The 16,714-nt window shown below is 61.3% G+C and carries 20 protein-coding genes; 19 read left to right on the forward strand and 1 reads right to left on the reverse strand.

Features of this window, described 5'->3' with window-relative positions; translation table 11 throughout:
* The 6 genes from QLQ16_RS00895 (at nt 1) to QLQ16_RS00920 (ending at nt 4,949) form a co-directional block, all read left to right on the forward strand.
* Nucleotides 1-981, forward strand: a complete 981-nt coding sequence (locus tag QLQ16_RS00895) for a branched-chain amino acid ABC transporter permease (RefSeq protein ID WP_283222802.1) — start codon at nt 1-3, stop codon at nt 979-981.
* Complete coding sequence (locus tag QLQ16_RS00900) at nt 978-1,745, forward strand: ABC transporter ATP-binding protein (RefSeq protein ID WP_283222803.1); 768 nt, start codon at nt 978-980, stop codon at nt 1,743-1,745. Before QLQ16_RS00895 ends, QLQ16_RS00900 begins: the two co-directional genes overlap by 4 nt.
* Nucleotides 1,738-2,469 (forward strand): ABC transporter ATP-binding protein, encoded by a 732-nt coding sequence (locus QLQ16_RS00905; RefSeq protein WP_283222804.1) that lies wholly within the window; start codon nt 1,738-1,740, stop codon nt 2,467-2,469. The genes QLQ16_RS00900 and QLQ16_RS00905 overlap by 8 nt, the downstream gene beginning before the upstream one ends.
* 41 nt (nt 2,470-2,510) lie before the next feature.
* Nucleotides 2,511-3,563 (forward strand): aromatic ring-hydroxylating oxygenase subunit alpha, encoded by a 1,053-nt coding sequence (locus QLQ16_RS00910; protein ID WP_283222805.1) that lies wholly within the window; start codon nt 2,511-2,513, stop codon nt 3,561-3,563.
* Nucleotides 3,560-3,868: a 2Fe-2S iron-sulfur cluster-binding protein gene (locus tag QLQ16_RS00915; protein WP_283222806.1), complete on the forward strand. Its 309-nt coding sequence runs from the start codon at nt 3,560-3,562 to the stop codon at nt 3,866-3,868. The genes QLQ16_RS00910 and QLQ16_RS00915 overlap by 4 nt, the downstream gene beginning before the upstream one ends.
* 127 nt (nt 3,869-3,995) lie before the next feature.
* Nucleotides 3,996-4,949, forward strand: coding sequence for an AEC family transporter (locus tag QLQ16_RS00920; protein WP_283222807.1), 954 nt, complete (start codon nt 3,996-3,998; stop codon nt 4,947-4,949).
* Nucleotides 4,950-5,183: 234 nt separating this feature from the next.
* Here QLQ16_RS00920 and QLQ16_RS00925 read toward each other — a convergent pair whose 3' ends face one another.
* Nucleotides 5,184-6,092, reverse strand: coding sequence for a LysR substrate-binding domain-containing protein (locus tag QLQ16_RS00925; protein ID WP_283222808.1), 909 nt, complete (start codon nt 6,090-6,092; stop codon nt 5,184-5,186).
* Between the two features lie 169 nt (nt 6,093-6,261).
* On the opposite strand from QLQ16_RS00925, the gene QLQ16_RS00930 reads away from it, so the two are divergent.
* From QLQ16_RS00930 to hscB, 13 genes are all read left to right on the forward strand, one after another.
* A complete protein-coding gene (locus tag QLQ16_RS00930) occupies nt 6,262-7,290 on the forward strand; it encodes an amidohydrolase family protein (protein WP_283223114.1) in 1,029 nt (342 codons plus the stop codon).
* A gap of 28 nt (nt 7,291-7,318) precedes the next feature.
* Nucleotides 7,319-8,002 carry a 4-carboxy-4-hydroxy-2-oxoadipate aldolase/oxaloacetate decarboxylase gene (gene ligK, locus QLQ16_RS00935; protein WP_283222809.1) on the forward strand — a complete coding sequence of 228 codons (684 nt, stop codon included), beginning with the start codon at nt 7,319-7,321 and terminating at the stop codon, nt 8,000-8,002.
* Nucleotides 8,003-8,061: 59 nt separating this feature from the next.
* Nucleotides 8,062-9,027 (forward strand): tripartite tricarboxylate transporter substrate binding protein, encoded by a 966-nt coding sequence (locus QLQ16_RS00940; RefSeq protein WP_283222810.1) that lies wholly within the window; start codon nt 8,062-8,064, stop codon nt 9,025-9,027.
* A gap of 28 nt (nt 9,028-9,055) precedes the next feature.
* Entirely contained in the window at nt 9,056-9,973 is a 918-nt protein-coding gene (locus QLQ16_RS00945; RefSeq protein WP_283222811.1) for an amidohydrolase family protein, read from the forward strand.
* Nucleotides 9,973-10,410 carry a protocatechuate 4,5-dioxygenase subunit alpha gene (gene ligA, locus QLQ16_RS00950; protein ID WP_283222812.1) on the forward strand — a complete coding sequence of 146 codons (438 nt, stop codon included), beginning with the start codon at nt 9,973-9,975 and terminating at the stop codon, nt 10,408-10,410. Before QLQ16_RS00945 ends, ligA begins: the two co-directional genes overlap by 1 nt.
* 56 nt (nt 10,411-10,466) lie before the next feature.
* Nucleotides 10,467-11,345, forward strand: coding sequence for a class III extradiol dioxygenase subunit beta (locus tag QLQ16_RS00955; RefSeq protein WP_283222813.1), 879 nt, complete (start codon nt 10,467-10,469; stop codon nt 11,343-11,345).
* An 11-nt stretch (nt 11,346-11,356) separates the two neighbouring features.
* Entirely contained in the window at nt 11,357-12,313 is a 957-nt protein-coding gene (locus tag QLQ16_RS00960) for a Gfo/Idh/MocA family oxidoreductase (protein ID WP_283222814.1), read from the forward strand.
* A gap of 3 nt (nt 12,314-12,316) precedes the next feature.
* Nucleotides 12,317-13,501 carry an MFS transporter gene (locus QLQ16_RS00965; RefSeq protein WP_283222815.1) on the forward strand — a complete coding sequence of 395 codons (1,185 nt, stop codon included), beginning with the start codon at nt 12,317-12,319 and terminating at the stop codon, nt 13,499-13,501.
* A 136-nt stretch (nt 13,502-13,637) separates the two neighbouring features.
* A complete protein-coding gene (iscR, locus tag QLQ16_RS00970) occupies nt 13,638-14,174 on the forward strand; it encodes a Fe-S cluster assembly transcriptional regulator IscR (protein WP_283222816.1) in 537 nt (178 codons plus the stop codon).
* A 20-nt stretch (nt 14,175-14,194) separates the two neighbouring features.
* Nucleotides 14,195-15,412 (forward strand): IscS subfamily cysteine desulfurase, encoded by a 1,218-nt coding sequence (locus tag QLQ16_RS00975; RefSeq protein WP_283222817.1) that lies wholly within the window; start codon nt 14,195-14,197, stop codon nt 15,410-15,412.
* Nucleotides 15,413-15,433: 21 nt separating this feature from the next.
* Nucleotides 15,434-15,820, forward strand: coding sequence for a Fe-S cluster assembly scaffold IscU (iscU, locus tag QLQ16_RS00980; protein ID WP_283222818.1), 387 nt, complete (start codon nt 15,434-15,436; stop codon nt 15,818-15,820).
* A 1-nt stretch (nt 15,821) separates the two neighbouring features.
* On the forward strand, nt 15,822-16,145 hold the full coding sequence (iscA, locus tag QLQ16_RS00985) for an iron-sulfur cluster assembly protein IscA (protein ID WP_283222819.1): 324 nt from the start codon (nt 15,822-15,824) through the stop codon (nt 16,143-16,145).
* Nucleotides 16,145-16,660, forward strand: coding sequence for a Fe-S protein assembly co-chaperone HscB (gene hscB / locus QLQ16_RS00990; RefSeq protein ID WP_283223115.1), 516 nt, complete (start codon nt 16,145-16,147; stop codon nt 16,658-16,660). The genes iscA and hscB overlap by 1 nt, the downstream gene beginning before the upstream one ends.
* Nucleotides 16,661-16,714: the final 54 nt, after the last annotated feature.

Here is a 16,714-nt window from a genome sequence, read left to right on the forward strand (position 1 = left end):
ATGAACGCACGTACCCAACTTTTATCGACGGCCCGCATGCGCGGCTGGGAGCCGTTGGTCTGGCTCCTGGCCTTTGCCATGCCTTTCGCATTTCCGGGCCACGCCCTCATCGTCAACGAAGTCGCCATCGTCGCCTTGTTTGCGGTGTCACTCGATCTGGTGCTGGGTTACACCGGCATCGTGTCGCTGGGCCATGCGGCGTTTTTGGGGCTGGGGGCTTATGCCTCGGCCTTGTTTGCCAAGCATGTGATGCCCGACCCGGTGGTGGGCCTGCTGTTTGGCATGGGCTGCGCCACGCTGCTGGGCGCGCTGTGTTCGCTCACCATCTTGCGCGGCACCGATCTGACGCGGCTCATGGTCACACTGGGCATGGCGCTGATCTTGATGGAGCTGGCCAACAAGCTCGACTGGCTCACCGGGGGCTCAGACGGCCTGCAGGGCGTGATGATGGGCCCGGTGCTCGGCCGCTTTGAATTTGATCTGTACGGTCAAACCGCCGCTTGGTATTCGCTCACCGTGTTGTTGATCTTGTTTGCATTGGCGCGGCGTTGGGTCAATTCGCCCTGGGGCGCCACGCTCATGGCGGTGCGCGACAACCCGCTGCGGGCCATGGCCATTGGCATTCCGGTGCACAACCGTTTGGCCGTGGTCTACACCGTGGCGGCTGCTTTGGCTGGCGCTGCGGGCGCTTTGATGGCGCAGACCACCGGCTTTGCATCACTCGACGTGTTCGCTTTAGAGCGCTCAGCCGACGTGATGCTGATGCTGGTCATCGGCGGTGTGGGCTGGCTTTATGGCGGGGTGGTCGGGGCGGTGGTGTTCAAGCTCATGCACGACGTGATCTCGGGCATCACGCCGCAGTACTGGACGTTTTGGATTGGTCTGTTTTTGGTGGTCTTGGTCATGGTGGGGCGTGAGCGTTTGATTCGGCCTTGGCTGTGGTTTGGCCGCTCGGCGGACCAGAAAGGTGGTGCGCAATGAACGAGCCCATCGTTTTGAAGGCCCAGGGCCTGGTCAAACAATTTGGCGGCATCACCGCCACCGACAACGTGAATCTGGAATTGCGCTTGGGCGCACGCCATGCGCTGATCGGCCCCAACGGCGCGGGCAAGACAACGCTCATCAATTTGTTCACCGGCGTGCTGCCGCCCACATCAGGGCGCATCGAATTGCTGGGCCAAGACATCAGCCAACTCGCACCTTACCTGCGTGTGCGCAGGGGCATGGTGCGCACCTTCCAGATCAACCAGCTGTTTGCCAGCATGACGCCTTTGCAAACGCTGGCCATGGTGGTTTCGCAGCAGCGCGGTTTGGGCGGGCGTTGGTGGCCCAAGCTGGGGCAAGACAAAGCGGTGGTTGAGCGCTGCGAAGCATTGCTTGAATTGTTTCGCCTGACCGAAGTCATGCACCAGCGCACCGAGCACTTGGCCTATGGCAAGCGCCGTTTGCTGGAGATGGCGATTGCGCTGGCCTGCGAGCCCAAGGTGCTGCTGCTCGACGAGCCGGTGGCCGGTGTGCCTGCGGGCGAGCGCGAAGAGTTGTTGCAAACCGTGGCGGCACTGCCCGCCGAAGTGTCGGTCTTGCTGATCGAGCACGACATGGATTTGGTGTTTGAATTTGCCGACCGCATCACTGTGCTGGTCAACGGCGCAGTGCTGACCGAAGGCACCCCCGAAGCGATCGCCGCCGACCCGCAAGTCAAGGCGGTGTATTTGGGGCATGGCGAGGAGTTGGCGCATGGCTGAATTGTTGAAGCTTGAAAACTTGAGCGCCGGATACGGCGAGGCGGTGGTGTTGAACGACATCAGCTTCTCGCTGGGCGAGGGCGAAACTTTGGCTTTGCTGGGCCGCAACGGCACCGGCAAAACCACCCTCATGGACACCTTGGCTGGTGCCACGCGCCAGCACGGCGGTCAGATCTTTCTGGGCGGCCAGCCGCTGCACAGCTTGCCCTCGCACGAGCGGGCGGCCGCTGGCATTGGCTGGGTGCCGCAAGAGCGCAACATTTTCAAATCGCTCACGGTGCATGAAAACTTGACCGCCGTCGAAAGGCCTGGGCGCCAATTGCATGGCAGCCGGGCCTGGACGCCCGAGCGGGTGTACGAAATGTTCCCGCGATTGGCCGAGCGCAAGACCAATTTGGGCACGCAGCTGTCGGGCGGCGAGCAGCAGATGCTGGCGGTGGGCAGGGCGCTGGTGCTCAACCCGCGCTTGCTCTTGCTGGACGAGCCGCTGGAGGGCTTGGCGCCGATCATCGTGGAAGAGTTGCTGCGTGCGATTGCCCGCATCACCCGTGAAGAGGGGCTGTCGGCCATCATCGTGGAGCAACACCCGCAAGCGATTTTGAAGATCAGCCACCGCGCGGTGGTGCTGGACCACGGCAATGTGGTGCACGCCAGCGATGCCGACACGCTGCGAGCCAACCCTGAACTGCTGGACAGCTTGCTGGGCGTGGCCCGCAAGCTTTGAACGATCGCATTGAACAAGAGTTTCGAACAAGAGAGGACAAGATGTTCATCAAAAACACCTGGTATGTGGCCTGCGCCCTGACCGAACTGGAAGCCTTGGGCGACAAGCCACTGGGCCGCACCATTTGCAACGAGCAGATGGCGATTTTCAAAGGCCCGGACGGCAAGGTCGCTGCGGTCGAAGACTTTTGCCCGCACCGGGGTGCGCCCTTGTCGCTGGGTAAGGTGTGCAAAGGCCATTTGCAATGCGGCTACCACGGCCTGGAGATGGGCGTGGATGGCAAAACCGTGCAGATGCCCGGCCAACGCGTGCGCGGCTTTCCGGCCATCAAAGCATTTGCCGTGGTCGAGCGCTACGGTTTTGTCTGGGTCTGGCCCGGCGACCAGGCCAAGGCCGATGTGGCGCAGATGCCGGTGTTTGAGTTCTTCGACAACCCGGCTTGGGCCTATGGCGGCGGGCTGTACCATGTCCAGGCCGATTACCGCTTGATGATCGACAACCTGATGGACCTGACGCACGAGACCTATGTGCACGCCAACAGCATCGGCCAGCCCGAGATCGACGAGACGCCTTGCGAAACCAAGGTCGAAGGCGACCAAGTCATCTTGCAGCGCCACATGGAGGGCATTCAAGCGCCGCCGTTTTGGCAAATGGCCATGAGCGCCAACGGTCTGGACCCGCAGGCCAAGGTGGACCGCTGGCAGATCTGCCGCTTCACGCCGCCCAGCCACATCATGATCGACGTCGGCGTGGCATTGGCGGGCAAGGGCGGTTTTGATGCCGCGCCCGAGCACAAGGCCTACAGCGTGGTGGTGGACTTCATCACGCCCGAGACCGAGACCTCGCACTGGTACCACTGGGGCATGGCGCGTCAGTTCAAGCCGCATGACACCGATCTGACCGACAAGATCCGCGCGGGGCAGGGCGGCATTTTCAACGAAGACATGGAGATGCTGCAGCTGCAGCAAGTCAACATCAACAAGTGGCCCGATCGCAAACTGTTGATGCTCAACATCGACTCAGGCGGCGTGCAGTCGCGCCGCATCATTGACCGCCTTTTGGCCGAAGAACACACACCGGAAGTCACCGCATGAGCCAGACCGACCTGACCCAAACCCCCATCGCCTCGGACGGGAGCTTCGAAGTCCAGCTGCAAAAAAGCGGCCAGACCCTGCAAGTCACCAAAGACCAGTCCATCCTCAAAGTCTTGCAAGACGCCGGGCACGACGTGCCTTTCTCGTGCTCCGAAGGCATTTGCGGCACGTGCCTCACCAAGGTGGTGGCCGGCAAGCCTGACCACTGGGACATGTACCTCACCCCCGAAGAGCAAGAAAAAGGCGATTGCATGATGGTTTGCTGCTCGCGCAGTCAGACGGCGCGCTTGGTGCTGGATTTGTAAGCAGCCCTCCCAGCGGCTATTGCAAAACGCTCTATCTGCTGGTGGCCCGCAGGGCAAGGTAAGCCCTGGCTTTGCGGGACAATGCAGGGCGACTCCCTCAGGGTGATCGCCCATAAGTTCCACCACGATGAATTCCACCCTCCACATCCTGGGCATCACCGGCCCGATTTACCTGGCCATAGCACTGGGCTATGTGTTCACCCGTCGGGGCATGTTTGCCAAATCGGACATGCAGGTCTTTGGCAAGTTCACGCTGAACCTGGCCTTGCCGGCTTTGCTGTTCAACGCCTTGTCGCAGCGGCGCATTGGTGAAATCCTCAACGGGCACTACCTGCTGGCCTATGCCTTGGGTTCGTTTGCGGTGGCGCTGCTGGGCTTGTTGTGGGCGCGCAAAGTCAAGGGCCATTCTTTGAGCTACAGCAGCATGATGGCCATGGGCATGTCTTGTCCCAACAGTGGTTTTGTGGGCTACCCGATCATGCTGCTGACCTTTGGCCCAGTGGCCGGTGTGGCGCTGGCGCTCAACATGGTGGTCGAAAACCTGTTGATGATCCCCTTCTTGCTGGCCGTGGCCGATGCGCAAGGTGGTCCTGCCGGTCAGTGGAAGCAGGTGATCGCGCAGACCCTGAAGAACCTGCTCAAAAACCCCATGATCTGGGGCATCACAGGCGGTTTTGTGTTTTCGTGGTTTGACCTGGAGCTGTCCGCACCGCTGGCCCGCACGGTGAATCTGTTCGCCCAAGCCAGCATGGTCTTGTCGCTGTTTGTGATCGGCGGCTCTTTGGTGGGCCTGAAGGCCGAAGGCCTCAAGGGCACGGTCACGCAGATCACCTTGGGCAAGTTGTTCTTGCACCCGCTGGCCATGTTTGTGGTGCTGAGCTTTGTGATGCCGGTGGCCGATCCGGCCTTGCGCTCGGCCGCTTTGCTCTCGGGCGCCTTGCCCATGCTGGGTATTTTCACCATCTTGAGTCAGCGCCACGGCCACGGCACCATCAGCGCAGTGGCTTTGCTGCTCACCACCATCGGATCGTTTTTCACGCTCAGCACCTTGCTGCTGGTCTTGCAACACCACCCGTTTTGATCATTCTGTAAGTCGCCGTCCTGTGGTCGGTTCGCTCGGCGTCTTGTAGGTCGGCGGCTTTAGCCCCGACATTGCTGGGTGCTGCGCTGTTGTCGGAGCTGAAGCTCCGACCTACGTCGCAGTCCTGTGGCTACGTCGCAACCCTGTGGCTGGTTCGCGCGGCGTTTTGTAGGTCGGTGGCTTTAGCCCCGACATGGCTGGGTGCTGCGCTGTTGTCGGCGCTGAAGCTCCGACCTACTGGGCAAGCCACTGTTCGGCAACCTCGGTGATCAGCGCCAGTGTGGCTTGTTGGGTCAAGGTGGTGGGGCGCAGAGAGCTGATGGCGGTGTTGAGCTGGATGCTCAGTGGCGGATCGCACAGGGGCCGCACCGAAAACGCCGAAGGCCGCACCGAGCGCATCACGGCGTTGGAGGGCAAGATGGCATAGCCCGCGCCATCGGCCACCAAGTCCAGGATGGCGCTCACGCCGTCGATTTCCAGCGCAATCTGTGGGCGGCAGCCAATGGCGGCCATCTCAGACTCCACATGCATGCGGATCGCATTGGGCCGGGTGGGGATCACCAAGGGCAGGGCGGCCACTTCTTGCAGCCTGATGGGCGGCGGCGGCGGGTCTTCTTGCAGGCCCGGTGGGCGGGGTTGCACCAGCAGCAGTTCTTCTCGCACCAGGGGGGTGTGCTCGATGCCGGGCACCTGGCTGGGGTTGTAGAGCACGGCGATGTCCAGGCGGCCGTTTTGCAGGTTTTCTTGCATGGCGCTCGACAAGCCTTCGCTGATGGACAGTTGCGCTTCGGGCATGCGCTGCCTGAAAGCGCGGGTTAAGGGCACGGTGATGACCCGCGCCACGCTGGGCGGCAGGCCCAGCGCCACACGGCCCGACAAGCCGCTGCGCACCCGGCCCAGTTCTTCACGCGCCCGCTCGACCTGGTGCAAGATGCCTCGGCCGTGTTCCAGCAGCAGTTGCCCGGCCTGGGTGGGCGTGGCGCCCCGCCCATTGCGCACCAGCAGGTTTTGCCGCAGCTCGACTTCGAGCAGGCGCACCTGACGGCTGAGCGCGGGTTGGGCGATGTTCAGGGCCTGCGCGGCGCGGGTGAAGCTGCCCAGTTCGGCCACGCGCACAAAGTATTCGAGCTGTTTGAGGTCCATGGTGCGGCTTTCTGTTGGTGTGATTTTGTCATACCCGTGGCTTGGTTATACGAATTTGTTCTAGCTGGTAGATGGTGCAAAGGCTGGGTCAGGGCAGGGTCAGACTGCACAATCTCGGGCAGATATCAGACCCATCCTTCAGGAACCCGCCATGAGTCAAACACAACCCTTGATCATCGACGTGCACGGTCACTACACCACCGCCCCCAAGGCGCTGGAGGACTGGCGCAACAAGCAAATTGCCGGCATCAAAGACCCCGCGTCCATGCCCAAAGTGTCCGAGCTGAAAATCAGTGACGACGAGCTGCGCGAAACGATTGAGACCAACCAGCTGGCCAAGATGAAAGAGCGCGGCTCGGACATCACCATCTTCAGCCCCCGCGCCAGCTTCATGGCCCACCACATTGGTGACTTCAATGTCTCGTCCACCTGGGCGGCCATCTGCAACGAGCTGTGCTACCGCGTGGCGCAACTGTTCCCTGACAACTTCGTGCCTGCGGCCATGCTGCCCCAGTCGCCCGGCGTGGACCCCGCCACCTGCATCCCCGAGCTGGTCAAGTGCGTGGAGCAGTACGGCAACGTCGGCATCAACCTGAACCCCGATCCCTCGGGTGGCCACTGGACTTCGCCGCCCTTGAGCGACAAGGCTTGGTACCCGATTTACGAAAAGATGGTCGAGTACGACATCCCCGCCATGATCCACGTGAGCACCAGCTGCAACAGCTGCTTTCACACCACGGGCGCGCACTACCTGAACGCGGACACCACCGCCTTCATGCAGTGCCTGACCTCAGACCTGTTCAAGGATTTCCCGACGCTCAAGTTCTTGATTCCGCACGGCGGCGGCGCGGTGCCTTACCACTGGGGCCGTTTCCGCGGTCTGGCGCAAGAGCTGAAGAAACCTTTGCTGTCCGAGCACCTGCTGAACAACATCTTCTTTGACACCTGCGTGTACCACCAGCCTGGCATCGACCTGCTGACCAAGGTGATCCCGGTCAAGAACATTTTGTTTGCCTCCGAAATGATCGGCGCGGTGCGCGGCATCGACCCCGAAACAGGTCACTATTACGACGACACCAAGCGCTACGTGCAAGCCACAGCCAACCTGAACGACCAAGAGCGTTACATGGTCTACGAAGGCAATGCCCGCCGCGTGTTCAAACGTCTGGACGACCAGCTGACGGCCAAGGGCCTGTAAGCGACTTCAAACAATTCAGGAGAACACCATGTACGAACTCGGCGTTGTTTACCGCAACATCACCCGCGCGGACCGCGCAGCCACCGACGGCTTGGCGGCACTCGGCTCGGCCACTGTGCACGAAGCCATGGGCCGTGTCGGCCTCATGAAGCCCTACATGCGCCCCATCTATGCAGGCGCTCAGGTGTCTGGCACGGCGGTGACGGTGCTCTTGCACCCCGGCGACAACTGGATGATGCACGTGGCCGCAGAGCAAATTCAGCCCGGCGACATCGTGGTTGCGGCCATCACCGCCGAATGCACCGATGGCTACTTTGGCGACCTGCTGGCCACCTCCTTCATGGCCCGTGGCGCTCGTGCGCTCATCATCGACGCCGGTGTGCGCGATGTGAAAGAACTCACCAAGATGGGTTTCCCCGTCTGGAGCAAAGCCATCAGCAGCAAGGGCACCATCAAGGCCACCGTCGGCTCGGTGAACATCCCCGTGGTGTGCGCCGGCATGATCGTGAACCCCGGCGACGTGATCGTGGCCGATGACGATGGTGTGGTCTGCGTGCCAAAGGCCTTGGCTGCCAAAACACTGGAAACCGCCCAAGCGCGCGAAGCCAACGAAGGCGAAAAACGCGCCAAGCTGGCCTCGGGCGTGCTGGGCCTGGACATGTACAAGATGCGCGAGCACTTGGCGGCTGCGGGTCTGAAGTACATCGACTGATCGACACCATCACGGGCCCTTTTCAAGGGCTCGTCTCTCACTTGGCAGGAGACTAGGGCATGAAGATTCACCAACACGTGGCACTTTGGATCGGCACGCTTGGCTTGTGCGTTTCGGCCTTGGCCCAAAACTACCCCAGCAAACCCGTCAAGATCGTGGTGGGTTATGCCGCTGGTGGCGCCGTGGATGTGGTGGCACGCACCATTGGCCAGAGCCTTCAGAGCAGCCTGGGTCAGGCCTTTGTGGTGGAGAACAAGCCCGGCGCCGGCACCAACATCGCCGTCAAATCGGTGATCACGGCCGAGCCCGATGGCTACACCCTGTTGATGGCGGCCAACGCCTTGGCGGCCAACATGGCGCTGTACCAGCCCCAGCCCTTTGATGCCGAAAAAGACCTGGTGGCGGTTTCTATGATCGGCCGTGTGCCGGTGGTCATCGCGGCCAATGCCAATGCGCCCTATGCCAACGTCAAGCAACTGATCGACGCGGCCAAAGGCAAGCCCAACACCATTGCTTACGGTTCGCCAGGCAATGGCTCTACGCCGCACATGGCCATCGAGTTGTTGGCGCGGGCTGCCGGCATCGATTTGCAGCACATCCCCTACCGGGGTGGCTCGCCTGCGATCACGGACACCATTGGCGGGCAAGTGCCGTTGGTGGCGGTCAATGCGCTGGAGGTTTTGCCCCATGTGCGCAGCGGCAAGCTCAAGGTGCTGGGTGTGCTCAGCACCAACCGCAGTGCCAATTTCCCGGATGTGCCGACCGTAGCCGAGTCGGGTTTTCCGGGCTTTGAAGCGTCGGTCTGGTACGGCCTGGTGGCCCCTGCAGCCACGCCCAAGCCCATCGTGGCCAAGCTGCATGCCGAAGTGCAAAAAGCCCTCCAGACCAAAGAGGTGCGCGAGCGCATGAACGCCGTGGGCGGCGAGGTGATGCCCGGCAGTGCCGAGATGTTCACCCAGCTGATCCGTTCCGAGCGTGTGCGCTACGACAAGCTGGTGCGCGAAGCCAACATCAAACCCGATTGATTTTTGAAGTTCCACGAAAGAAATGACCATGCAATTTGAAAAAACCCCCGGCTGGTTGGACTGGTACACCGGCCCGAGCAAGCCGAAGTTCCAGGTGCCCGCAGGCGCCGTGGACGCGCACTGCCACGTGTTTGGCCCTGGTGCCGAGTTCCCCTACGCTACCGAGCGCAAGTACACGCCCTGTGATGCCAGCAAGCACCAGCTGTATGCGCTGCGCGACCACTTGGGGTTTGCGCGCAATGTGGTGGTACAAGCCACTTGCCACGGTGCCGACAACCGCGCCATGGTCGATGCGCTGGTCAACTCCGGCGGCAAAGCCCGGGGCGTGGCCACCGTCAAGCGCAGCGTGACCGATGAAGAAATCCAGGCCATGCACGACGCGGGTGTGCGCGGCGTGCGATTCAACTTCGTCAAGCGCTTAGTGGACTTCACTCCTAAGGACGAGCTGATGGAGATCGCCAGCCGCATCGCCAAATGGGGCTGGCACGTGGTCATCTACTTTGAAGCGGTGGACCTGCCCGAGCTGTGGGACTTTTTCACCGCGCTGCCCACCACCGTGGTGGTGGACCACATGGGCCGCCCCGACGTGTCGCTGCCGGTGGATGGCCCGCAGTTTGCGCTGTTCCAAAAGTTCATGCGCGAGCACCACAATGTGTGGAGCAAGGTGTCCTGCCCCGAGCGTTTGTCGGTCACCGGCCCCAAGGCACTCAACAGTGAGCAAAACGCTTATCAAGACGTGATCCCGTTTGCCAAGCGCATCGTCGAGGAGTTCCCTGATCGCGTGCTCTGGGGCACCGACTGGCCGCACCCCAACCTGAAAGACCACATGCCCGACGATGGCCTGCTGGTGGACTTCATCCCGCACATCGCGACCACGCCAGAGCTGCAACGCAAGCTGCTGGTGGACAACCCGATGCGCCTGTACTGGCCCGAGGAGAACAACTGATGGCTCTGGACAAACCCTACACCGACGTGCCCGGCACGATCATTTTTGACGCCGAGCAATCGCGCAAAGGCTACTGGATCAACCAGTTTTGCATGTCGCTCATGAAGGCGGAAAACCGCGAACGCTTCAAAGCCGACGAGCGGGCCTACTTGGACGAGTGGGCCATGACCGAAGAGCAAAAGCAGGCCGTGCTGGCGCGCGATTTGAACTGGTGCATGCGCACCGGCGGCAACATTTATTTCCTCGCCAAGATCGGCGCGACCGACGGCAAGAGCTTCCAGCAGATGGCCGGCTCCATGACCGGCATGACCGAAGAGGAATACCGCAACATGATGATCCAAGGCGGCCGCAGCGTGGAGGGCAACCGCTACATCGGCGAAAACGGCGATGCGCAAGCGCAGAACCAACCCCAAGGCGCTGCCGGCAAAAAACCTTAATGGGGGTCAGCCCCCTTAATGGGGGGCAGATCCCGATTGATTTGAGAGAACAACACATGGCCAAAATCACCGCATCCGTATTCACCTCGCACGTGCCCGCCATTGGCGCGGCCATGGACCTGGGCAAAACCCAAGAAGACTACTGGAAACCCCTGTTCGCGGGTTACGACTTTTCCAAGCAATGGCTCAAGGACAACAAGCCCGACGTGATCTTCTTGGTCTACAACGACCACGCCACGGCTTTCAGCCTGGACATGATCCCCACGTTTGCCATCGGTACCGCGGCCGAGTACAAGCCCGCCGACGAAGGCTGGGGCCCACGCCCCGTGCCCGTGGTCAAAGGCCACCCTGAGCTGGCCAGCCACATCGCGCAAAGCGTGATCCAGCAAGACTTTGACCTGACCATCGTCAACAAGATGGACGTGGACCATGGCCTGACGGTGCCGCTGTCGCTGATGTGCGGCGAGCTGGACCCGGTCAAAGACGCCTGGCCCTGCCCAGTGATTCCTTTCGCTGTGAACGTGGTGCAGTACCCCGTGCCCAGCGGTCAGCGTTGCTTCAATTTGGGCCAAGCGATTCGCAAAGCGGTTGAGAGCTACGACGACGACATCCACGTGCACATCTGGGGCACTGGCGGCATGAGCCACCAGCTGCAGGGTGCACGTGCTGGCCTGATCAACAGCGAGTGGGACAACAACTGGCTGGACCTGATGATCAACGACCCCGTGGCCTGCGCGGCGGTGCCGCACATCGACTACGTGCGCGAAGCGGGCAGCGAAGGCATCGAGCTGGTCATGTGGCTGATCGCCCGCGGTGCGATGAGCGACATCGTGGATGGCAAGGCCACTGGCCCCGCGCCCAAGCTGACGCACCGCTTTTACCATGTGCCTGCATCGAACACCGCTGTGGGCCACGCCATTTTGGAAAACATTTAAGAGGAACATTCATGAGCAAAACCATCAAAGTCGCCCTGGCGGGCGCAGGTGCCTTTGGTATCAAACACCTGGACGGCATCAAGAATATCGACGGCGTGGAAGTCGTCTCGCTGATCGGCCGCGAGTTCGACAAAACCAAAGAGGTGGCGGACAAATACGGCATCGGCCACGTCACCACTGATCTGAACGAGTCTTTGGCTTTGAAAGAAGTCGATGCCGTCATCTTGTGCACGCCCACGCAAATGCACGCCAGCCAGACCTTGGCCTGCCTGAAGGCTGGCAAGCACGTGCAGGTGGAAATCCCACTGTGCGATGTTTACAAAGAAGGCCAAGAAGTCTTGCGCGTCCAAAAGGAAACCGGCTTGGTGGCCATGGTGGGTCACACCCGCCGTTTCAACCCCAGCCACCAGTGGGTGAACCACAAGATCAAGGCCGGTGAGTTCAACATCCAGCAAATGGATGTGCAGACCTACTTCTTCCGCCGCACCAACATGAACGCGCTGGGCCAAGCCCGCAGCTGGACCGACCACCTGCTGTGGCACCACGCGGCCCACACGGTGGATTTGTTCGCCTACCAGTGCGGCAGCCCCATCGTCAAAGCCAATGCGGTGCAAGGCCCGATCCACCCCACGCTGGGCATCGCCATGGACATGAGCATCCAGCTGAAGGCCGCCAATGGCGCGATCTGCACGCTGAGCTTGAGCTTCAACAACGACGGCCCACTGGGCACTTATTTCCGCTACATCGGCGACACCGGCACCTACCTGGCCCGTTACGACGACCTGTTCACCGGCAAGGAAGAAAAAATCGACGTCTCGCAAGTGGCCGTGTCCATGAACGGGATCGAGTTGCAAGACCGCGAGTTCTTCGCCGCGATCAAAGAAGGCCGCGAGCCCAACAGCTCGATCGCCCAAGTGCTGCCTTGCTACCAGGTGCTGCACGACCTGGAACAGCAGCTGAACGGCTGATGGATGAGCACCGTCACCAGCGCTGAGCGCAACAGTTTGTGGGTCATGGCGCTGGCTGGTTTTTCCAGCATGGTGTCCATGCGCATGTGCGATCCGATGCTGGTGGTCCTGAGCCAGGAGTTCCAGGTCAGCACCGGCGAGGCTTCTCGCGTGGTCTCGGCGTTTGCGGTGGCCTATGGTGTTTTGCAACTCTTTTACGGCCCCTTGGGCGACCGGTTTGGCAAGTTGCGGGTCATCACTTTGGCCGCGCTGGCGTGTTCGGTGTTCAGTGCCTTGACCAGCTTGGCGCCCAACCTGTCGGTGCTGGTGTTCATGCGGGCCCTGATGGGCGCTGCTGCGGCGGGCATCATCCCGCTGACCTTGGCCTGGATCGGTGACCAGGTGGCCTATGAGCGCCGTCAGGAAACCCTGGCGCGGCTGATGGGGGCCACCGTCAGCGGCATGATGGTCGGCCTGTGGTTTGGCGGTTTTGCGGCCGAAAACCTGGGTTGGCGAACGGCCTTTGCCGTGGTTTCGGTGCTGTTCGCCGCGGCCGCTTTGTTGCTTGTGCGAAAGCTGCGCCGCATGCCCGCAACCGCGCCCACCGAGGCTTCGGCCCCGGGCCTGCTGGCCTCGTTTGGCAACACCTTCAAACTGCTGGGCAACACGCGTGTGCGCCAGGTCTTGACGGTGACCGCCATCGAGGGCGCTTTGGTGTTTGGGGCCATGGCCTTCATCCCGACCCATTTGCATCTGCAGTACGACATGAGCGTGGTCTTTGCCGGCACGGTGATGATGCTTTATGGCGTGGGCGGCTTGATTTACAGCCAGTTGGCCCGCCGTTGGCTGGGCTGGCTCGGCGGCGAGCGGGGTTTGGTGCGCACGGGCGCCAGCTGCATCGTGTTGGGCTTGGTGTTGTTGGCCTGGACGCACCAGCCGGTGCTGGGCATGCTGGGCTGCTTTGCCACGGGCTTTGGCTTTTACATGATGCACAACACCTTGCAGACACAAGCCACCCAAATGGCTCCGCACGCTCGGGGCACGGCGGTCACGCTGTTTGCCTGCATGTTGTTCTTTGGCCAGTCGGCCGGTGTGCTGGTCATGGCGCAGTCGGTGGACCAAGGCTGGCTGCCTTTGGCTTTCAGCCTGTGCGCCGTGGGGGTGGCGGCTCTGGGTTGGCGCATTCACCGCTTGGTGGGGCAGCATTGAGCTGGGACAGGGCAGGGGTTTGAATGCCCCTATAACCCGAGCGATTTGATCGGGATTGGGTTATACTTGACTCCTTTAGTCGGGAACAGAGTTTCAAAGCTGTGACCGCACAGTTCACACCCTTCAGGAGCCTGCCATGCGTTTGACCACCAAAGGCCGTTTTGCCGTCACCGCCATGATCGATTTGGCGCTGCGCCAAGAAGCCGGCCCTGTGACCTTGGCGGCCATCAGCCAACGTCAGCAAATTTCTCTGTCTTATCTGGAGCAGCTGTTTGGCAAGCTGCGCCGCCACAACCTGGTCGAGTCCACCCGTGGCCCTGGCGGCGGTTACACCTTGGGCCGCAAGGCGGCCGACATCACGGTGGCCGACATCATTTTGTCGGTGGACGAACCCATCGATGCCACGCACTGCGGCGGCAAGGAAAACTGCCACGGCGGCGATGCCCGCTGCATGACGCATGACCTGTGGGCATCCTTGAACGCCAAGATGGTTGACTTCCTGGATTCCGTATCCCTGCAAAAATTGGTTGAAGACCAGCTGGCCAATGGCCTGGTGGTGGAGATCAAACCCACCATCAAACGCGCCATTGCGCCCATGCCGACGGTCAAGCCCATTCGCGTGACCGGTCCCAATTCGGTGTTCGAGCTGGGCACCGTGTTTGCCAAATCTTGATTGAAAAAGAAGTACAGACCATGACCACGCCACACTTCCCCATTTACCTCGACTACGGCGCGACCAACCCTTGCGATCCGCGTGTGGTTGACGCCATCGTCCCTTGGCTGCGCGAGCATTTCGGCAACCCGGCATCGCGCAGTCACGCTTGGGGCTGGGAAGCCGAAGCCGCCGTTGAACAAGCCCGTGAACACGTGGCCGCCTTGATCGGTGCCGACCCCCGCGAAATCGTCTGGACCAGCGGCGCGACCGAATCGAACAACCTGGCCATCAAGGGTGCAGCGCAGTTCTACAAATCGCGCGGCAAGCACCTGATCACGGTCAAAACCGAGCACAAGGCTGTGTTGGACACCATGCGTGAGCTGGAGCGCCAAGGCTTTGAAGTGACTTACCTTGATGTGCAGGCCGATGGCTTGCTCAGCATGGATGCGCTCAAGGCTGCGATTCGCCCCGATACCATCCTCATCAGCGTGATGTTCGTGAACAACGAAATCGGCGTGATCCAAGACGTGACCGCCATTGGCAACCTGTGCCGCGAAAAAGGCATCGTCTTCCACGTCGATGCGGCGCAAGCCACCGGCAAGGTCGAGATCGACATGACCCAGCTGCCCATCGACCTGATGAGCTTGGCCTCGCACAAAACCTATGGCCCCAAAGGCATTGGTGCTTTGTATGTGCGCCGCAAGCCCCGCATTCGCCTGGAAGCGCAAATGCACGGCGGTGGTCACGAGCGCGGCATGCGCTCGGGCACCTTGCCCACCCACCAGTGCGTGGGCATGGGCGAAGCGTTCCGCATCGCCAAGCTGGAAATGGCCCAAGACAACGCCAAAGCGCGTGCGCTGCACGAGCGTCTGATCAACGGCCTGAGCGACATGGAGCAGGTGTTTTTGAATGGCCACGCCACCCAGCGCGTGCCGCACAACATCAACATCAGCTTCAACTATGTGGAGGGCGAGTCCCTCATCATGGGCATCAAGGGCTTGGCGGTGTCGTCCGGTTCAGCCTGCACTTCGGCCAGCTTGGAGCCCAGTTATGTGCTGCGTGCACTGGGCCGCAGCGACGAGTTGGCCCACAGCAGCTTGCGCATGACGATTGGCCGCTGGACCACCGAAGAAGAGATCGACTATGCGATCAAAACCATTCGCGAAAACGTGGCCAAGCTGCGCGACCTGAGCCCCTTGTGGGAAATGTACAAAGACGGCATCGACCTGAGCACCATCCAATGGGCGGCTCACTGAACTGAACACGGAGAACACACCATGGCTTATTCTGAAAAAGTGGTTGACCACTACGAAAACCCCCGCAACGTCGGCTCCTTTGAAAAAGGCGACGACACCGTGGGCACCGGCATGGTCGGTGCGCCCGCTTGCGGCGACGTGATGAAGCTGCAGATCAAGGTCAACCCGCAAACCGGCGTGATCGAAGACGCGCGGTTCAAGACCTACGGTTGCGGCTCGGCCATCGCGTCCAGCTCGCTGGTGACCGAATGGGTCAAGGGCAAGACACTCGACGAAGCGGCGGCTTTGAAGAACAGCCAGATCGCCGAAGAGCTGGCACTGCCGCCCGTGAAAATCCACTGCTCTATCTTGGCCGAAGACGCCATCAAGGCGGCGGTGGACGATTACAAGAAAAAACACCTGAACTGACATGGCCATCACACTGTCTGAATCGGCCGCCCGGCACGTGACCCGCTACTTGGCCAAGCGTGGCTCAGGTGTGGGCGTGCGTTTGGGCGTCAAGACCACCGGTTGCTCAGGCCTGGCTTACAAGCTCGAGTACGTGGACGACATAGCCCCCGAAGACGTGGTCTTTGAAGGCCATGGCGTCAAGGTGTTGGTGGACCCGAAAAGCCTGGCCTACATCGACGGCACCGAACTCGACTTTGTGCGCGAAGGCCTGAACGAGGGTTTCCGCTTCAACAACCCCAACGAACGTGACCGCTGCGGTTGCGGTGAGTCCTTCCGCGTGTGATCTCCCTGCAGGCCAACGATTTTGAGTTGTTCGATGTGCCCGTGCAGTACGCACAGGACCGTGCACAACTGGATGCCCGTTGGAAAGCCCTGCAACGCGAAGCCCACCCCGACCGCTTTGCCGCCGAAGGCGCTGCTGCCCAGCGGGTAGCCATGCAGTGGTCGGTGCGCATCAACGAGGCCTACCAGCGCCTGAAAGACCCGCTCAAACGGGCCGCCTATTTGTGCGAGTTGCAAGGCGCGCCGGTGCAGGCCGAAAACAACACCGCCATGCCCGCTGCTTTCCTGATACAGCAGATGGCATGGCGCGAGACCCTGGAAGACACCGAAAGCGCTCAAGGCCTTGAAGCCCTGGCCGATGAGGTGGCCGCCGAACAGCGCCGCGTGCAGCAAACCTTGGCCGAATGGCTCGATGTGGCCAAAGACCCCGTGCAGGCCGTGGGGCAGGTGAGGGCGCTCATGTTCATTGAGCGCTTCACGCAAGAAGTGAACGCTAAACTCGACCGATTGACCTGATCATTTGCCGCCGAACCTGCCAAGGTTGGCGGCAAGAACACCCCCTTGATGGAC

Source organism: Limnohabitans lacus, from assembly GCF_030053395.1.
GTDB lineage: Bacteria > Pseudomonadota > Gammaproteobacteria > Burkholderiales > Burkholderiaceae_C > Limnohabitans_A > Limnohabitans_A lacus.